Origin of the sequence: Celeribacter naphthalenivorans, assembly GCF_020524585.1 — a bacterium.
GTDB classification, from domain to species: Bacteria; Pseudomonadota; Alphaproteobacteria; order Rhodobacterales; family Rhodobacteraceae; genus Celeribacter; species Celeribacter naphthalenivorans.
This window is the reverse complement of record NZ_JAIVLK010000010.1, coordinates 21,399-37,763: the sequence shown is the minus strand read 5'-3', so window position 1 is coordinate 37,763 and position 16,365 is coordinate 21,399. Positions and strand designations below refer to the sequence as shown.

Annotated in this window: 17 protein-coding genes and 1 pseudogene; 9 read left to right on the top strand and 9 right to left on the bottom strand. The window is 60.8% G+C overall.

Annotation, left to right across the window (positions count from 1 at the left end):
• The first annotated feature begins 3 nt into the window (after positions 1-3).
• The 8 genes and pseudogenes from LC094_RS18555 to LC094_RS18510 all read left to right on the top strand — a co-directional run bounded on the left by LC094_RS18555 (position 4) and on the right by LC094_RS18510 (position 8,920).
• Positions 4-1,107: an ABC transporter permease gene (locus LC094_RS18555; protein ID WP_226554287.1), complete on the top strand. Its 1,104-nt coding sequence runs from the start codon at positions 4-6 to the stop codon at positions 1,105-1,107.
• Positions 1,108-1,112: 5 nt separating this feature from the next.
• The gene (locus tag LC094_RS18550; protein ID WP_226554286.1) at positions 1,113-2,822 is read left to right on the top strand and encodes an ABC transporter ATP-binding protein; all 1,710 of its coding nucleotides are present in this window, start codon (positions 1,113-1,115) and stop codon (positions 2,820-2,822) included.
• A gap of 5 nt (positions 2,823-2,827) precedes the next feature.
• Positions 2,828-3,256 carry a globin family protein gene (locus tag LC094_RS18545; protein ID WP_226554285.1) on the top strand — a complete coding sequence of 143 codons (429 nt, stop codon included), beginning with the start codon at positions 2,828-2,830 and terminating at the stop codon, positions 3,254-3,256.
• A pseudogene (locus LC094_RS18540) lies at positions 3,256-4,500 on the top strand (NAD(P)/FAD-dependent oxidoreductase); the annotation flags it as partial. The gene LC094_RS18545 and the pseudogene LC094_RS18540, both read left to right, overlap by 1 nt.
• Before the next feature lie 11 nt (positions 4,501-4,511).
• Positions 4,512-7,160 (top strand): nitrate reductase, encoded by a 2,649-nt coding sequence (locus LC094_RS18535; protein ID WP_264186588.1) that lies wholly within the window; start codon positions 4,512-4,514, stop codon positions 7,158-7,160.
• A 12-nt stretch (positions 7,161-7,172) separates the two neighbouring features.
• The gene (locus LC094_RS18520; protein ID WP_226554284.1) at positions 7,173-8,123 is read left to right on the top strand and encodes a glycosyl transferase family protein; all 951 of its coding nucleotides are present in this window, start codon (positions 7,173-7,175) and stop codon (positions 8,121-8,123) included.
• A 110-nt stretch (positions 8,124-8,233) separates the two neighbouring features.
• Complete coding sequence (locus tag LC094_RS18515) at positions 8,234-8,494, top strand: hypothetical protein (protein WP_226554283.1); 261 nt, start codon at positions 8,234-8,236, stop codon at positions 8,492-8,494.
• Between the two features lie 57 nt (positions 8,495-8,551).
• Positions 8,552-8,920 carry a hypothetical protein gene (locus LC094_RS18510; protein ID WP_226554282.1) on the top strand — a complete coding sequence of 123 codons (369 nt, stop codon included), beginning with the start codon at positions 8,552-8,554 and terminating at the stop codon, positions 8,918-8,920.
• A 12-nt stretch (positions 8,921-8,932) separates the two neighbouring features.
• Here LC094_RS18510 and LC094_RS18505 read toward each other — a convergent pair whose 3' ends face one another.
• A complete protein-coding gene (locus LC094_RS18505) occupies positions 8,933-9,745 on the bottom strand; it encodes a division plane positioning ATPase MipZ (protein ID WP_226554281.1) in 813 nt (270 codons plus the stop codon).
• Between the two features lie 262 nt (positions 9,746-10,007).
• Between LC094_RS18505 and LC094_RS18500 the strand changes: the two genes are divergently transcribed.
• Positions 10,008-11,906 (top strand): OmpA family protein, encoded by a 1,899-nt coding sequence (locus tag LC094_RS18500; protein WP_226554280.1) that lies wholly within the window; start codon positions 10,008-10,010, stop codon positions 11,904-11,906.
• 66 nt (positions 11,907-11,972) lie between these two features.
• Here the strand turns inward: LC094_RS18500 and rpmE are convergent, their stop codons facing one another.
• The 8 genes from rpmE to LC094_RS18460 all read right to left on the bottom strand — a co-directional run bounded on the left by rpmE (position 11,973) and on the right by LC094_RS18460 (position 16,364).
• Entirely contained in the window at positions 11,973-12,194 is a 222-nt protein-coding gene (rpmE, locus tag LC094_RS18495) for a 50S ribosomal protein L31 (RefSeq protein WP_167601517.1), read from the bottom strand.
• A gap of 11 nt (positions 12,195-12,205) precedes the next feature.
• The gene (rplS, locus tag LC094_RS18490; RefSeq protein WP_226554279.1) at positions 12,206-12,580 is read right to left on the bottom strand and encodes a 50S ribosomal protein L19; all 375 of its coding nucleotides are present in this window, start codon (positions 12,578-12,580) and stop codon (positions 12,206-12,208) included.
• Positions 12,581-12,849: 269 nt separating this feature from the next.
• On the bottom strand, positions 12,850-13,698 hold the full coding sequence (gene trmD / locus LC094_RS18485) for a tRNA (guanosine(37)-N1)-methyltransferase TrmD (RefSeq protein WP_226554278.1): 849 nt from the start codon (positions 13,696-13,698) through the stop codon (positions 12,850-12,852).
• Entirely contained in the window at positions 13,695-14,204 is a 510-nt protein-coding gene (rimM, locus tag LC094_RS18480; RefSeq protein WP_226554277.1) for a ribosome maturation factor RimM, read from the bottom strand. Before rimM ends, trmD begins: the two co-directional genes overlap by 4 nt.
• A gap of 29 nt (positions 14,205-14,233) precedes the next feature.
• Entirely contained in the window at positions 14,234-14,881 is a 648-nt protein-coding gene (gene bluB, locus LC094_RS18475; RefSeq protein ID WP_226554276.1) for a 5,6-dimethylbenzimidazole synthase, read from the bottom strand.
• A gap of 205 nt (positions 14,882-15,086) precedes the next feature.
• A complete protein-coding gene (gene rpsP / locus LC094_RS18470) occupies positions 15,087-15,476 on the bottom strand; it encodes a 30S ribosomal protein S16 (RefSeq protein WP_226554275.1) in 390 nt (129 codons plus the stop codon).
• Positions 15,477-15,525: 49 nt separating this feature from the next.
• The gene (locus LC094_RS18465; protein WP_226554274.1) at positions 15,526-15,825 is read right to left on the bottom strand and encodes a chorismate mutase; all 300 of its coding nucleotides are present in this window, start codon (positions 15,823-15,825) and stop codon (positions 15,526-15,528) included.
• Positions 15,822-16,364, bottom strand: a complete 543-nt coding sequence (locus LC094_RS18460) for a GNAT family N-acetyltransferase (RefSeq protein ID WP_226554273.1) — start codon at positions 16,362-16,364, stop codon at positions 15,822-15,824. The genes LC094_RS18465 and LC094_RS18460 overlap by 4 nt, the downstream gene beginning before the upstream one ends.
• Between the last annotated feature and the right edge of the window lies 1 nt (position 16,365).

Sequence of the window (16,365 nt, the reverse complement as noted above, 5' to 3'; positions counted from 1 at the left end):
GCAATGACTGCTATCGACCCAAGTGACGAACGGGCGCTCGACGCCGAGGCCACAGCGAAAGCGCGTGCGGCCCGCCGCGCAAAACTTTTCACCCGGATCAACAAGGCCGACGCCTGGTTTCAGGTTTTGGGCCTGTCGTGGATGACGCCCGTCCTGAAGGCGCTGGCGGGGGATAACCCGAAGGCGCAGGGCAAGGAGATTTGGAAACTCCTCGGCGTGCCGGTTCTGGCCATCGTCGGGTTCCTGATGCTCTGGGGCACATTGGCGCCGAAGGTGCAGACCTCTCTGGGGGCGATCCCCGGTCCTGCGGCTGTGTGGGACGAGGCGGTGAACCTGCATCAGGACGCCATCGCCAAGGCCGAGAAAAAGGCCGCCTTTATCGAGCGCGTCGATGCCCGCAATGAACGCTTCATCGCCAACGGCCAGCCCGAGAAGGTCAAGGACATCCCCTACACCGGCTCGCCGTCCTACTACGAACAAATCTGGACCTCGATCAAAACCGTGTTCTTCGGCTTCCTGATCGGCTCAGCCATTGCGATCCCGCTGGGCATCCTCGCCGGTCTGTCTCCCTATGCGAACGCCGCGATCAACCCGCTGGTGCAAATCTTCAAACCGGTGTCGCCGCTCGCTTGGCTGCCGATCGTGACCATGGTGGTCTCCGCGCTCTACACGACGAATGACGGGCTGTTCGCCAAATCCTTCCTCGTCTCCGCGATCACCGTGACGCTTTGTTCGCTCTGGCCGACGCTGATCAACACCTCGCTCGGTGTGGCCTCCATCGACAAGGATTTGGTGTCGGTCTCCAAAGTGCTGAAAATGGGCACTTGGCAGAAGATCACGAAACTTGTCCTGCCCTCCGCCCTGCCGCTGATCTTCACCGGTCTGCGTCTGTCCCTCGGTGTGGGATGGATGGTGCTGATCGCCGCTGAAATGCTGGCGCAGAACCCGGGGCTTGGCAAATTCGTCTGGGACGAATTCCAGAACGGCTCCTCGCAATCCTTGGCGAAAATCATCGTCGCCGTGCTGACCATCGGGATCATCGGCTTTCTGCTGGACCGTGTGATGTTCGCGCTGCAATCCCTCTTCACCTTCTCGAACAATCGGTGAGCGACATGGGTATTCTGACGTTTGACACTGTGTCCAAAGGCTTCGGTGAAGGCTTGCATCGCACGGAAGTTCTGAAAAATATCAACCTCGATGTGCAGGAGGGCGAGTTCCTTGTTCTTCTGGGCTTCTCTGGCACCGGCAAGACGACCTTGATCAACCTGATGGCGGGACTTGAGATGCCCTCCACCGGCAAGGTCACGTTTAAAGGCCGCGACATCACCGGTCCCGGCCCCGAGCGCGGTGTGATCTTTCAGAACTATTCGCTGATGCCCTGGCTGACGGTGGATCAGAACGTCGCTTTGGCGGTGGACACGATCTTCCCCGATCTGCCCAAGGCGGAGAAGCAGGAAAAGGTCGATCATTTCGTCAAAATGGTGGGGCTGAGCCATGCAAAGACGCGTCGTCCGGCGGAACTGTCCGGCGGGATGCGTCAGCGTGTGAACGTGGCGCGGGCTCTGGCGATGAACCCGGAGGTTTTGCTCTTGGACGAGCCACTCTCCGCCCTCGACGCGCTGACGCGTGCCAATCTCGCCGATGAGATCGAACACATCTGGGAGGCCGACAAAAAGACCTGTGTGCTGATCACCAACGATGTGGACGAGGCCATTCTTTTGGCCGACCGCATCATCGCGCTCAATCCCGACGGCAGCCTTGGCGAAGAGTTCAAAGTCACCATCCCGCGTCCGCGTGACCGGGGCGAAATGAACAACGACGAGACCTTTCACAAACTGCGCGCTGAGGTCACGACCTACCTCATGGATGTGGGGATCGAGGCCAAGGCGGAGGGCAGCAAGCTTTTGCCCAATGTCACCGCGATCCACCATGTGCCGAAAGCGGTTGTGAAGGCGCAGGAAGGCCTGATCGACACCCGTTTCCTGAGCTTCGAAGGTCTGCACAAAGTCTATCCGACACCGAAAGGTCCGCTGACGGTGGTCGAGGATTTCAACCTGAAACTCAATCGCGGTGAATTCATTTCGCTGATCGGTCATTCGGGCTGTGGCAAATCCACGGTGCTCACCATGGCCGCCGGTCTCAACGACATCTCGAAAGGCGCGATCAAACTCGACGGCTTCGAGGTGCGCGGTGCCGACCCGGAGCGCGCCGTAGTCTTCCAATCGCCGAACCTGTTTCCCTGGCTCACAGCAAAGGAGAACGTGTCCATTGGTGTCGACAGAGTTTACCCCACCGCCTCGCAGCCCGAACGGCAGGATGTCGTTGAATATTATCTTGAGAGGGTCGGTCTCGCTGACTCTATGGACAAGCCCGCGTCGGAGATGTCCAACGGTATGAGGCAACGTGTGGGCATCGCCCGCGCCTTTGCGCTCTCTCCGAAACTTCTGCTTTTGGATGAACCCTTCGGCATGCTCGACAGCCTCACGCGCTGGGAGCTCCAAGAGGTGCTCATGGAGGTTTGGGAACGCACGAAAGTGACGGCCATCTGTGTGACGCATGACGTGGATGAAGCCATCCTTCTGGCCGACCGGGTGGTGATGATGACCAACGGCCCGCAGGCCACGATTGGCAAGATCACCGAAGTGAACCTGCCGCGTCCGCGCACCCGCAAGGCGCTTTTGGAGCACCCGGACTACTACACATATCGTCAGGAAGTGCTCGATTTCCTCGAGGAATACGAACACGGCGCGAAGCCCCAAAAGCCAAACGCAAAAAAGCCAAACACAAAAAAGCCTGAGCCGAAAGCCATCGCGGCGGAGTAAAAGATATGGACATCCAGACCATCGCCCTTGTGCAGGACAGTTTCGCCAAAATCCGCCCCATGTCGGAGACCGCAGGCGAGCTGTTCTACGCCGATCTCTTCACCTCCGCGCCCGAGGTCCGTCCCTTGTTCACGGGCGACATCAATGCGCAGGGGATGAAACTCATGGCCACTCTGGGCGTTGTGGTAAGGGGCTTGAGCGATCTTGGGGCGATCCTTCCCGTAGCGGAGGATCTGGCCCGCAAACATGTCGATTATGGCGTGGAGCCCGCGCATTACGATGCGGTGGGGGCCTCTTTGCTGCGCACCTTGGAACAGGGGTTGGGGGCGGACTTTACGCCAGACGTGCGAGAGGCCTGGGTCACCGCCTATGCCGCGCTCTCGGCCGTGATGATCTCGGCAGCCTATGCAACCGATGAGGGGGAGGGCGCCTGATGGCGGAACGTCTTGTCATCATCGGGGCGGGGATGGCCTCCGGACGGCTTCTCGATCATCTGACCGGGGAGGCACCGGATGCCTTCGACATCACCTTGTTCAACGCCGAGCCGCGCGGCACCTATGACCGCTTGATGCTGTCTCCGGTGCTGGCGGGCGAGAAATGCTATGCCGAGATCGTCACCCATGATGAGGCTTGGTATGCTCGGAATGATGTGACCTGTCGCTTTGGCGAATGGGTGCATGGCATCGACCGGGAGCGCAAGGTTGTCATCGGCGAGAAGGGCGAAGTGCCCTACGATAAACTCGTCATCGCCTCGGGCTCGACCCCCTTCATCGTGCCGCTTCCGGGTCATGACCTGCCCGGGGTGATCGCCTATCGCGACCTTGAAGACACCGAAGAGATGATGCGCCTCGGCGACACAGCCGGCGCGCGCGCCGTGGTGATTGGCGGCGGTCTTTTGGGGCTCGAGGCGGCGGCGGGGATGGCCGCCCGCGGGGTGCATGTGACGGTCGTGCATCTCAACGGCCACCTGATGGATCGCCAGCTGGATTGCGAGGCCGCCGGGCTTTTGCGTCAGGCCCTGGAGGCGCGCGGGATCGAGGTGATTTGCAGCGCCAATTCCAAAGAAATCATCGCGGGTGACGACGGGCGCGTGCGCGCACTTTTGCTCGACGACGGTCGGATGCTCGATTGCGATCTGCTGGTGATGGCGGTGGGCATCCGCCCTTCGATCAAACTGGCGCAAGAGGCCGGGATCGAAACGGGGCGCGGTGTGATCGTCGATGACCAACTTCTGACGTCGGACCCGAACATCTTTGCGCTGGGCGAATGCGTGGAACATGACGGCGCGCTCTTTGGTCTCGTGGCGCCCCTGTTCGATCAGGCGAAAGTTTTGGCGAAAACCCTGCGTGGCGTGCCCGCGCAGTATGTCAACAAAGAGGTCTCGACCAAGCTCAAGGTCACCGGCTGTGACCTGTTTTCTGCGGGCGATTTTCGTGACGCTGAGGGCCGCGAATGCATCACCTATTCCGATGCGCCCTCTGCCGTCTACAAACGTCTGGTGATCGAAAACGACCGTCTCATCGGCGCGGTGATGTATGGCGACACGCAGGATGGCGGGTGGTTCTTCAACCTGATCCGCGAGGGCGTTGATGTCTCCACCATGCGCGAGATGATGATTTTCGGCCCGGCCTATCAGGATGCGCCCCCGCCGCCCCCCAGTGCGACACCGGTTCTTCTGGAGGCGATCGCATGAGAAGCCCGAAATCCAATCTCAAACCGATGTGTTCCGTCCGCTCGACCTGCCCCTATTGCGGCGTCGGTTGTGGCGTTCTTTTGGGACCGGACGGGCAGGGCGGCCTCGATGTGCGCGGCGACCAGGACCACCCGGCCAACTTCGGGCGGCTCTGTTCCAAAGGCTCGGCCTTGGGCGAAACCGTGTCGCTTGAGGGCCGCCTCTTGGCGCCGCAGATCGACGGGCGTGAGACAGATTGGGACACGGCGCTGGACCTTGTGGCGCGCAGGTTTTCCGAGACGATCTCTGAGCACGGCCCTGATAGTGTCGCCTTTTATGTCTCCGGCCAGCTTCTGACAGAGGATTACTACGTCGCCAACAAGCTGATGAAAGGCTACATCGGCTCGGCCAATATCGACACGAATTCGCGGCTCTGCATGGCCTCCACCGTGGCGGGGCACAAGCGCGCTTTTGGCACGGATACGGTGCCCGGCACCTATGAGGATCTGGACGAGGCCGATGTGATCGTGCTGACCGGATCGAACCTCGCTTGGTGCCACCCAGTACTCTACCAACGCATCCTCGCCACGCGCAAGAAACGCCCCGAGCAAAAGCTCATCGTCATCGACCCACGCCGCACGGCGTCCTGCGATCTGGCCGATTTGCACCTGCCTCTGGCGCTTGGTTCCGATGTGGCGCTGTTCAACGGGCTTTTGGCGGAGATCGACAAACGCGGGCTGATTGACCATGCCTTTGCCGAGAATGTCACCGGACTGGAGGAGGCCATCGCCGCCGCCAAAGCCGACGATCTCTCCGTCACCGGCCTGTCCGACGATCTGCTCAAGACCTTCTATGACCTGTGGTGCGGCGCGGAAAAGGTCGTCACGATCTTTTCCCAAGGCGTCAACCAATCCTCATCCGGCACCGATAAGGTCAATTCCATCACCAATTGCCACCTCGCCACAGGGCGCATCGGGCGCGCGGGCATGGGGCCGTTTTCGGTCACCGGCCAGCCCAACGCCATGGGCGGGCGCGAGGTCGGCGGCTTGGCCAATATGCTCGCCTGTCACCTCGACATCGAGAACGCCGATCATCGCAATGCGGTCAAATCCTTTTGGTCCGCGCCCGAGATGCCGGAACACCCCGGCCTCAAAGCCGTCGACATGTTCCGCGCCGTGGGTGAGGGCAAGATCAAGGCGCTTTGGATTCTTCACACCAATCCCGCCGTCTCCATGCCCGATGCCGACCGGGTGCGCGAGGCCATCGCGGGCTGTGATTTCGTCGTCGTCTCCGACATCACCGGCGCCACCGACACCGCGCGGCTGGCCCATGTTTTGCTTCCCGCCACCGCATGGGGAGAAAAAAGCGGCACGGTGACCAATTCCGACCGCCTGATGTCCCGCCAACGTCCCGCGCTGCCGACCCCCGGTCAGGCCCGCGCGGATTGGGAACAGCTGGCCGAAGTCGCCCGCCGCATGGGCTTCAAGGACGGCTTCGATTACGAAACCCCTGCGGAGATTTTCCGCGAATATGCGGCGCTTTCCGGCATTGCGGGCGGCTTTGGCAAGGATTTCGACATCTCGGGTCTCAAGGGCCTGACGGACACGCAATATGACACGCTCGCGCCGACCCGCTGGCCGGTGACGGACGGCAAGACGGGCGGTCGGTTCTTTGCCGATGGCAAGTTTTTCACGCCGGATGGCAAGGGTCGGATGTTGCCCGTGACTTGGAAACCGCCCGCAGCCAAAACGGAACCGCGCTACCCGTTCCGGCTCAACACCGGCCGCATTCGCGACCAATGGCACACGATGACCCGCACGGCGCGCTCGCCGCGTCTGTCGGCGCATCTGGGCGAGCCTTTCCTTGAGATTCACCCCGAAGACGCCAAGGCGAAAGGCATCGGCCCCACGTCGCTGGTCGAGGTCAAAACGCCCAATGGCACGGCGATCCTGCGCGCGATGATCACGGATCGGATCGCGCGTGGCGAGGTGTTTGCTCCGATGCATTGGACCGGCGAAAACGCCCCCGCCGCGCGGATCGATGCGCTGGTGGCCCCTGTCACCGATCCCGTTTCGGGCCAGCCCGAAAGCAAAGGTTCGGTCGCTTCCATCGCGCCGTTTGAGGCCGCTTGGTACGGCTTTGCGATTTCGCAGACGCCTGTGAAGGCGACCTCAGACTATTGGGCACTGGCGAAAACCTACGCGGGCTATCGTATTGAAATGGCGGGTAAAGAGACGCCGGAAGACTGGGTCGCAGAGGCACGTCTGATCTTTGGCCTGCCCGATGCAGATGTGCAAACCATGCTCGACCCGGCCAAAGGCACCGCGCGTATCGCGCTTCACCATGATGGCGCGCTCAAAGCCGCTTTGTTCATCTCGCGAAGTCCCGTGGCCGTGATGCGCGATTACCTGTCCAGCCTGCCCGGAGACGCCGCGCCCATGGTGCTGTCGGGCAAATCCCCGGCCGATCAACCTGATCCGGGACCGACGCTCTGCTCTTGCTTCAATGTCGGTGTGAATACTATTCTCGACGCCATCGAGACACGCGGATTGATGACGGTCGATGCGATTGGCGAGGCATTGCAGGCGGGCACGAATTGTGGCTCCTGTCGCTCGGAAATCGCGGCTCTCATCAAGGGCGCGGAAGGCAAAGACGCCGCAGAATAGGGCAGATATCCGATGAGCATCGCTGAATTCGTTCGCATCCTTGGCCGTGGTCCGGGGCGCTCGCGCTCTTTGACCCAAGAGGAGGCGCATGAGGCCATGGCACGCGTGCTGCGCGGGGAGGCCGCGCCCGAGAGTATTGGCGCGATGTTGATGCTGATGCGGATGAAAGGCGAGGTGCCCGAGGAGCTTGCGGGGTTTACCGCCGCCTTTCGGGATGTGCTGACCAAAGTGCCGACGCCTGATCTCGATTGGCCCTCCTATGCCGCCGGGCGCACGCGGGGGCTGCCGTGGTTCTTGCTCTCCGCGCGTTTGGTGGCACAGAACGGGCATAAGGTTTTGCTGCATGGCTGGAACGGGTTGAGTGAGCGCGGCCATCTCGTGCGCGATGGCCTGCCCTACGCCGGGATCTCGAGTTGCGGTGACCCCGATGAGGCGGCGGAGGTTCTGGCGCGCGACAACATTGCCTATCTGCCGCTGGAGAATTTCTCGCCGGAGCTGCTGCGTCTTTTGCAACTGCGCGCGGATTTCGGGCTGCGGTCCTGTCTCAACACCGTGGCGCGGATGCTCAATCCGGGCGGGGCAGGGGCCTCGGTGCAGGGCGTGTTTCATCCGCCCTATCGTGAATTGCAGGCCGATGCCTCGCATCTCTTGGGCCTCAAAGCCATGTCGGTGATCAAAGGCGGCGGCGGCGAGTTTGAACGCAACCCGTCGAAGGATATTCAAGTGTTTGGTCTCAGAGACGGCCAGCCTTGGGACATGCTCGTGCCGCCCAATCAGGACGACGCACGGCGTCTCAACGATGGCGAAACCGATCTGGCGCGGCTTTCGGCGCTTTGGTCGGGCGAGCTGGACGATCCTTTTGCCAAGGGCATCGTGCTGGCCACGGCGGCGCTGGCTCTGGATACTTTGGGTGTTACAGAAGCAGAGGCAAAGGCCGCCGCACTTTGGGTGGCGCGGGGCTGATCCCGAATTTACCACGAAATTCGACCGTTTTCTCCACGCCTTGGCCCGATTTTTGCCGCTTTACGCAACGACACTTGGATCAGACCCCAAGCGGCGAAGGAGGCCGGTCAATGGATATAGTGGCAATCTATCAAAACTGGGCCGCCGGGCTGACCGCAGAGGATCATTTGACGCTTTTGGCGGCGAGTTTTGGGCTTATGATCTTCGCCGTCGCGGCCCTTTTGTGGCAGCGCAGCCGGGAAAAATCCCAAAAGAATCCGGTCCGTATGCCGCAAAAATCCGAGATGGCATATGTCGTGCCGGGCGAGCGTCATGTGGTCGCGCGGGAAAAAGGCGATGCTTTTTTGCGCCGTCTCGACCGGATGGCCTGAGGGCCATGACTTGAGAAGATAAGATTTTTTTAAATTTTTCGTGCGAGTCTTTGGTTCATGATCAAAATGGTTTTCTACTCCCTGCTTCTGACAGCCCTGGCGATGGGCTTTATCGTGACGAAATCCGACGGGCTGAGACGTGCGGCGCAAACCGGCGAGATGGCCTATCTGACGCAAACCACGCCGATTTCTCTTGCCAGCCTGACAGGGTCCGGGAGCCACACCTCTGGCTACGGGGCGACGACGCCGTGGTATGTCAAATACGATCCGAGACAGCTTTGGCGGGACCGGCCGCAAAGGGCGGAGCTGAACGTCAAAACGGGGCGGGTGCCGGTTGGCAATGAGACGCGCCAAGACACGCTGGCGGCGCAAGTGGCCGCACAGGGTCTCAATTCCGATGTGGTGACGGTGGTCAAACTCGATTGAACCGGCGCGGTTTTAGAGGTCGATATCGACCCCAGGCAGGGACAGCTCTTTCATCAGATCGCGCAATTCCTGACGTGCGGCGACGTTGGAAATGTTGAGCGCGGATTTGACGCCGATGTCCTTGAGATCCAAAAGCGTCAGGCCGCGCGGGAACAATTCGCGAAAGATCACGCGCTCGGAAAATCCGGGGGCCACGCGGAAGCCGATGCGCTTGCTGAGCTCATCCAAAGCGTCGCCGATTTTCTTTTTGTTGTGCATGGCCTGGGCGCCAAGACGGTTGCGCAGCACGACCCAATCGATGGGTTTCAACCCGGCCTGCGCCCTGAGTTGCCGCGCGTTCCAGACCATCTCCGAATAGACCGACGGTCCGAGGATTTTGTTCGAATCCGGATCGACGCGGGCCAGAAGGTCAAAGTCGATGAAACTGTCGTTCATCGGCGTGATCAGCGTGTCGGCTAACGTGTGCGCGACTTGCGACAAGCGGGTGTGCGACCCGGGGCAGTCGATCAGGATGAAATCACAGGTTTCTTCGAGACCCGCCACGGCCATGGACAGGCGGCGGTCATAGATGTTTTCGCCCTCGGCCAGATCGGTCGCCTCGACCTGCGGCAGATCGCGATATTCGGGCGTCGCCAGCTCGATCCCGTCCTTCAGGCAAAAGCTCAGCCGGTTCTCCAGATAGCGCGCAAAGGTCTTTTGCCGCAGGTCCAGGTCCAGCGCGCCAACCCGATGGCCCATCCGCGCCAAAGCGGTTGCCACATGCATGGAGACCGTGGATTTCCCCGCTCCACCCTTCTCATTTCCGACGATAATGATATGCGCCACGTTCCCGAATTCCCGTCCGCTTCGACGCGCATTTTTCCGCGCGTTCATGTTGCTTTGGAGTTCTGTATGACCTCTCTTTCGCTTCTCGTGCAAGAGCGTTTCGACGGCTTAAATGAAACTGTTGCCGTCCTGCTCCGGGAACGCGACGGAAACCTTTTGAGGGGGTCGCGCGTTGAACCGGGATAGCAGCGCTTTGGTCTTGGCCCCAGTTAGGCTCTGGTCTTGATCACAGCGCTTGGAGAGGAAAGTCTGGAGGACATCCATGAAACGTATGATTTTCGGCACCGCAGCGACGGGGCTTTGTCTGGCGAGTCTGGGGGCGACATGGCCGGCCTCTGCACAGGACGCAGCGCTTGAAACGGAATTGGCGGCAGAGCTTGAGCTGGAGGCCTGCGACGACATCGCGCCGCCGTGCATGACGTCGGACAACACCGTGATGCTTAAGGATGGCAGCGAAGTGTCGCTGGAAGAGGCCTATGAGGCTCTGGGGGTCGCGGCACCCCGTGCGGAGATTGAGGCGGAGGCTGAGGCCGGCGCAGAGATGGCCGAGGACGTGACCACAGAAGAGATGCCGCCTGAAGAGGTCACCACCGCTGGCGAAGAGGCTGTGGCGGATATGGAACATGCCGAGGTGGTTGAAGAAGAGGTGATCGCCGAGGAATTGGCTGAGGATTTGCCCGAGGCTGAGGCTGAGGCGCAAGGCGATGCGACTGTCGCGGAAGAACTCGTGACGGAAGAGGCGCCGAGTGATCCTGTGGCAGAGGTCGATCCGGAAACCGTGGAAAATCCGGCCAGCGAGGAGATTGCAGAAGATACTGCAACGGAAACGCCCTCAGGCGATGACCCCTCAGGCGATGACACGGTGGCCGAAGAGCTGGCCGAAGAAGGTGTCATCGAAGCTCCGGTTCAGGAAGAGGTCATCGAATATGAAAATGCCTCTGAGGCTGCGGAGGATGAGGGCGGTGAAACGCTGCGTGATCGTGCCGCGACCCTGTTGCAGGACCTGCAGACCGACGAAAGTCTTGAGGCTGCGATGAGTGAAGAGGCGCAGGCGGAGCAGGCCGAAGAAGAGGCGGAAATGGCCGCCACCTTGGAAGCCGAGCAAAACAGCGCGGCGGCTGCGGCGATGGAAGATCCGGAGGCCGAGGCCGAGGTCGACGTGATGACGGAGACCGTCACCCAAGAGACCGCGCGCAGTTCCGCAGATGAGATCGTGACGACGAACACCCCCGCCGCGAAAAAAGACAGCGGCATGAGTGACGGTCAAAAGGTCCTCTTGGGGGCCATCGGCGCCGCCGTCTTGTCGCAGATTCTGGGCAATGACGATCAGGTGATTTCCAACACCGGCGACCGCGTCGTGGTGGAAAACAACGGTCAGCTGCGGGTGCTGAAAAACGACGACGCGCTGCTGCGTCAGCCGGGCAGTCAGGTCACGACGGAGACCTTCCCGGACGGTTCCGCTCGCACGACCACCGCGCGTGAAGACGGCAGTCAGGTGATTACCGTGCGTGCCGCCGACGGTCGCGTGCTGCGCCGGGATCGGGTGTTGACGGATGGTACGGTCGTGACGCTGTTTGATGACACGCGCAATGTGTCTGCAGTGGATGTGTCGGCCCTGCCGGACAGTCCGCAAAAGACTCAGACCTATCGTTATGAGCAGGACGAGGAAGAAGACGCCCTGCGCGCCGCGCTTGCCGAGAGCCAAGCCCGCGCGGAGGGTCTCAACCGCAGCTTCTCGCTCAACCAGATCCGGACCATTCGTGCCGTGCGCGAGCTGGCGCCTGAGATCGAGCTGACCAATGTGAACTTCCGCACTGGCTCTGCTGCGATCACGCCGTCGGAGGCCGAGGAACTGGCCGCACTGGGCCGGGCGATGCGCGATGCCATCGCCGAAAACCCGCGTGAGGTGTTCCTGGTCGAGGGCCACACGGATGCGGTCGGCAATGCGAGTTCCAACCTTGCGCTGTCGGATCGCCGGGCTGAGAGCCTCGCGCTGGCCTTGACCGAATATTTCGACGTGCCGCCGGAGAACATGATCGTTCAGGGCTATGGCGAACGCTATCTCAAGGTGCCGACCGTGGACGCCGAACGCACAAACCGCCGCGCCGCCGTGCGGGTGATCACGCCGCTTTTGGGCCAAGTGGTCGCCAGCGGTCAGTGATGTGAAGCTCAAACAAAAAGGCCCGCCAATTTGGCGGGCCTTTCATATCGTCGCATGGGACAGGGCTTAGAAGCCGAGGCCAGCGTATTTGTTTTTGAACTTGGACACACGACCGCCAGCGTCCATCAGACGGGAGTTGCCGCCGGTCCAGGCCGGGTGCACCGTCGGGTCGATGTCGAGTGCGAGCGTGTCGCCTTCGCCGCCCCAGGTGGAGCGCATTTTCACGATCGTGCCATCGGTCATTTTGACGTCGATGAAGTGGTAATCGGGATGGATATCGGTTTTCATCGAAATACTCCTCAGGCTTCGAGCGGCTTGTAGTTGGTGACTTCGGCGATACGGGCAGATTTGCCGCGACGCGAACGGAGGTAGTAGAGTTTCGCACGGCGAACTTTACCGCGACGCACCACCTCGATGGAGTCGATGTTGGTGGAGTAGAGCGGGAACACACGTTCCACACCTTCACCAAAGGAAATTTTGCGAACCGTGAAGGACCCGGCAATGCCTTTGCCGTTCTTACGGGAGATGCAGACACCTTCGTAGTTCTGCACACGGGTGCGCGTGCCTTCGGTCACTTTGTAACCGACGCGGATGGTGTCACCGGCTTTGAAATCCGGGATAGTTTTGCCGAGAGCTTCGATTTGCTCGGCTTCAAGCTGGGCGATAAGATCCATCGCTTGTTCTCCAATTTGCTCGTGGTTTTTTCCACGAAGGTTTCAACTGCCTCAGAGCTCCGCGTCTTCGATCGGGTCCATCGCAATCCTGAAAGGAGGATGCCCGCGGGAGGGTTCAGGTCGTCTTTGCTTTGTGCAATCTGCCGGGGCCAATGTGGACGAGGAAGAGGTCGTCCGACCCATAGCAAAAATGTCTGTGCGCCGAATCCCGGTGCCAGACGAGCGGTGTATAGGCCGCGCGCGTCTGTCGATCAAGAGAAGATTGGCCTTTATTTTTTGGCTTTCGGCTCGGTTTGCGCGGCCTCATAGGCCTCCCACATATCCGGGCGCCGATCCCGTGTGATCTTTTCCGCCATCTTTTGGCGCCATTCGGCGATCTTGCCGTGGTGGCCAGACATCAGAACCTCCGGGATCGCCATGCCGCGCCACTCGGCGGGCCGGGTGAATTGCGGATGTTCCAAAAGCCCGTTCGAATGGCTTTCCTCTTCGATGCTTTCGGCGTTGCCCAAGACGCCGGGCAAAAGCCGCACGGTGGCGTCGATCATCGCCTGCGCCGCGATCTCGCCGCCGGTGAGGACGAAATCGCCAAGAGACACTTCCTCGATCCCGTAGTGAAACAGCACGCGGTCATCGACGCCCTCGAACCGGCCGCAGATCATCGTGATGCCGCGCGCCTCTGACCAGCGTTTCGCGGTGGCCTGATCGAACCTCTTGCCGCGCGGCGACAGGTAGACAAGCGGCCACTCGCGACGATCCGGCGGCGTGCCGTTCATCGCGAAATCAATCGCATTGCCCATCACGTCAGGCCGGATCACCATGCCCGCGCCACCGCCCGCAGGCGTATCATCGACATTCTTGTGCTTGCCCTCGCCGAACTCGCGCAGGTGGATTTGTTCCAACTGCCACCGACCGTCCTGCAAGGCCTTGCCGGTCAGGCTTTCGCCCAAAACGCCGGGAAAGGCCTCCGGGAAGAGCGTGATCACCTTGGCTTTCCAAACGCCGACGAGATCGGGCGTGTTGGTCATCAACTCGCGCGGACGCAGCGTCGGGCGCACCGCGAGGCGGCCATGCGATTTGGATTGGGATTTGGATTTCGGCGTGTCGTCCATCTCGCTCATTCGAACAGACCCTCGGGCGGGTCGGCGATGATGCGGCCTGCGGCCAGATCGACCGTCGGCACATTGGCCATGGTGAAGGGCAAAAGCACCGGCGCCTTGAGCCCCGGCCCGTGCACCTCCAACAGATCGCCCGCGCCGTGGTTGAGCACATTGCGGACCTGACCAAGCTCGGCACCGCCGGTGTCCAAGACGGTGAGGCCAATCAGATCGGCGTGGTAGTATTCGTCATCGGGCAGCGAGGGCAGGGCGTCGCGGTCGGCAAACAGCGTCACGCCCTTGAGCGCGTCGGCCTCTTCCTTGCTGTTCACACCTTCGATCTCGGCGGCAAAGCCGTTCTTGATCGCGCGAGTCAGCGTCAGCTCAAAGGTCTGCGTGCCGTCTTCCGAGGTCAAAGGCGCGTAGTCGCCGATGGCTTCTGGGTCCGAGCAAAAGCTCTTGATGCGTACTTCGCCATGGACGCCAAAAGCGCCTGCAATGGCTCCGACGATGATCCGTGTGTTTGTCATCTTGCCCTTCGGTTCCGTGTCTGCCGGGATTACCGTTCGATAATCTCGGTTTGCGCGTTGCGCTGTTCCCATCCTGCGCGTTCCAGTTCCGGTTCGTGCGTGATTTCTTCAGGATAACCGATACAGAGATAGCCGACCAAAGACCAGCTTTGCGGTGTATCCAGACTGACGGCGAGCGCTTCTGGGTCAAAGATCGAAACCCAGCCAAGCCCGATGCCTTCGGCCCGTAAGGTCAGCCAGAATTGCATGATGGCGCTGGTCACGGAATACCGAAACATCTCTGGCATGGTTTGAATGCCAAGCCCTTTGCCCTGTTCCGTCGCTTCGTCGCAGAAGACAGCCAGTTGCACGGGCGCCTCTTTCAGGCCCGCCAGCTTGAGATTGGCGTAAGCTTGCGCTGTGTCGCCGGAATAGCCAGCAAGCGCTTTTTTATTGGCGCTTTGAAAATTCTCCAGAGCCGCCTGACGCGCTTCCGGGCTGGAAACTCGGACAATGCGCCATGGTTGAGACAAGCCAACGGAAGGGGCAAGCGTGAATGTTTGCAGGCATCGCGTGAGCGTCGCTTCGTCGACGGGCGTGTCCTGAAATCTGCGCACATCGCGGCGCCAGCGCAAAAGTTCGGCAAAATCTTTACGAAAAGCGGTGGAAAACTGTCCGATTGCAGCGGTGTTGATCATCTTCGATCCCCTGGGAGTGCTCAGATATGACGTCAGCGTAGCGGGTTGATTTTATGTCCACTTTGAGTGTGCGCAAATCGCAGGACGCACGGGCGGCCTGAAATTATTGCTCACAAATCAAGAGGGAAACAGAAAAGCGCAGATGGGCGAACCACCTGCGCTTTCGAATGAGAGAGGCCTCACTCGGACGAATATCCGGGTGTGCTTACTCTTCTGCAGCGGCGTCTTCAGCCGGAGCAGCAGCAGCTTCAGCGGCCTCGGCAGCTTTTGCAGCTTTCTCTTCAGCGCGATCCTGAGCTTTTTTGCCCGGAACGGCTTTCTTCGGGTTGTTGCGCTCTTTTTTCTCGAGCACGCCAGCCGCTTCGAGCATGCGGGAGATACGGTCGGTCGGCTGGGCGCCTTGGCCGAGCCAGTATTGCACGCGCTCCATGTTCATTTTCACGCGCTCTTCGCTGTCTTTCGGCAGGAGCGGGTTGTAGGTGCCGAGCTTCTCGATGAAGCGACCGTCACGCGGCATGCGCGAATCGGCGGCAACGATGCTGTAGAAGGGGCGCTTTTTGGAACCGCCGCGGGCGAGACGAATTTTCATAGCCATGATGTGTTTCTCCTAAGTCTGACTATTGAGCCAAGGTCCTGGTAAGGCCTTAGCAATCCTGGTGTTTTTCGTGGTGGTGGATGACTTCCTGAATGATGAACTTCAGGAACTCTTTTGCAAATTCCGGATCGAGATCCGCCGCAACGGCGAGATCTTCGAGCCGGGCAATCTGTTTTTCTTCGCGCGCCGGGTCCGACGGCGGAAGATCGTGAGCGGCCTTGAGTTTGCCGACGGCCTGCGTGTGTTTGAATCGCTCGCCCAAAGTGTAGACGAGGATCGCGTCCAGCCGGTCGATGCTTTCGCGATGCTCCTTGAGCACCTCTTGCGCGCGGATTTGGGTCTCGTTCATGCGTAGGCCTCCATGCCGCCGTCTTGCAGCGCGTCTGGGGTGGGGTGGCGGTAGACGAGGCAGTCTTCGCCATCGGGCGTTTCGGCCATCTCGTCGCATTCGGCGCCCATGCGTTTGGCCAAAGCGACCGAGCGGGTGTTGGCTGCGTCGATGTAGGACACAAGCGTGTCGCGGCCCATCTCGACATAGGCGTAATCGCGGGCGGCTGTGGCGGCCTCAAGCGCGTAGCCTTGGCCCTCGAAGCCTTCGAGTACGAACCAGCCAAGCTCAAGTTCGGGGAAATGCGGCGGTTTGTTCAGCGCGACCTGACCGACGAAAGCACCGTCTGCCAAGCGCTCCACACCCCAGGCGCCATGCCCGAAAAGCTGCCATTGTGCCACGTCCCCACAGAAGGCAAACCATGCCTGACGCCGCGTGAGCGGGCCGTGCATGTAGCGCGAGCGGTCAGAGGCGAACATGTCGGCGAAGGCGTTGAAATCCGCTTCGACATGGCCGCGCAGCCGCAGGCGCTGGGTTTCTATGGTGGGGGCGAGGGTCATG

Excerpts from the sequence above, each read along its gene's own strand:
- LC094_RS18555 (WP_226554287.1), top strand. The coding sequence starts at position 4 with ATGACTGCTATCGACCCAAGTGACGAACGGGCGCTCGACGCCGAGGCC.
- LC094_RS18550 (WP_226554286.1), top strand. The coding sequence starts at position 1,113 with ATGGGTATTCTGACGTTTGACACTGTGTCCAAAGGCTTCGGTGAAGGC.
- LC094_RS18545 (WP_226554285.1), top strand. The coding sequence starts at position 2,828 with ATGGACATCCAGACCATCGCCCTTGTGCAGGACAGTTTCGCCAAAATC.
- LC094_RS18535 (WP_264186588.1), top strand. The coding sequence starts at position 4,512 with ATGAGAAGCCCGAAATCCAATCTCAAACCGATGTGTTCCGTCCGCTCG.
- LC094_RS18520 (WP_226554284.1), top strand. The coding sequence starts at position 7,173 with ATGAGCATCGCTGAATTCGTTCGCATCCTTGGCCGTGGTCCGGGGCGC.
- LC094_RS18515 (WP_226554283.1), top strand. The coding sequence starts at position 8,234 with ATGGATATAGTGGCAATCTATCAAAACTGGGCCGCCGGGCTGACCGCA.
- LC094_RS18510 (WP_226554282.1), top strand. The coding sequence starts at position 8,552 with ATGATCAAAATGGTTTTCTACTCCCTGCTTCTGACAGCCCTGGCGATG.
- LC094_RS18500 (WP_226554280.1), top strand. The coding sequence starts at position 10,008 with ATGAAACGTATGATTTTCGGCACCGCAGCGACGGGGCTTTGTCTGGCG.
- rpmE (WP_167601517.1), bottom strand. The coding sequence starts at position 12,194 with ATGAAAACCGATATCCATCCCGATTACCACTTCATCGACGTCAAAATG.
- rplS (WP_226554279.1), bottom strand. The coding sequence starts at position 12,580 with ATGGATCTTATCGCCCAGCTTGAAGCCGAGCAAATCGAAGCTCTCGGC.
- trmD (WP_226554278.1), bottom strand. The coding sequence starts at position 13,698 with ATGAGCGAGATGGACGACACGCCGAAATCCAAATCCCAATCCAAATCG.
- rimM (WP_226554277.1), bottom strand. The coding sequence starts at position 14,204 with ATGACAAACACACGGATCATCGTCGGAGCCATTGCAGGCGCTTTTGGC.
- bluB (WP_226554276.1), bottom strand. The coding sequence starts at position 14,881 with ATGATCAACACCGCTGCAATCGGACAGTTTTCCACCGCTTTTCGTAAA.
- rpsP (WP_226554275.1), bottom strand. The coding sequence starts at position 15,476 with ATGGCTATGAAAATTCGTCTCGCCCGCGGCGGTTCCAAAAAGCGCCCC.
- LC094_RS18465 (WP_226554274.1), bottom strand. The coding sequence starts at position 15,825 with ATGAACGAGACCCAAATCCGCGCGCAAGAGGTGCTCAAGGAGCATCGC.
- LC094_RS18460 (WP_226554273.1), bottom strand. The coding sequence starts at position 16,364 with ATGACCCTCGCCCCCACCATAGAAACCCAGCGCCTGCGGCTGCGCGGC.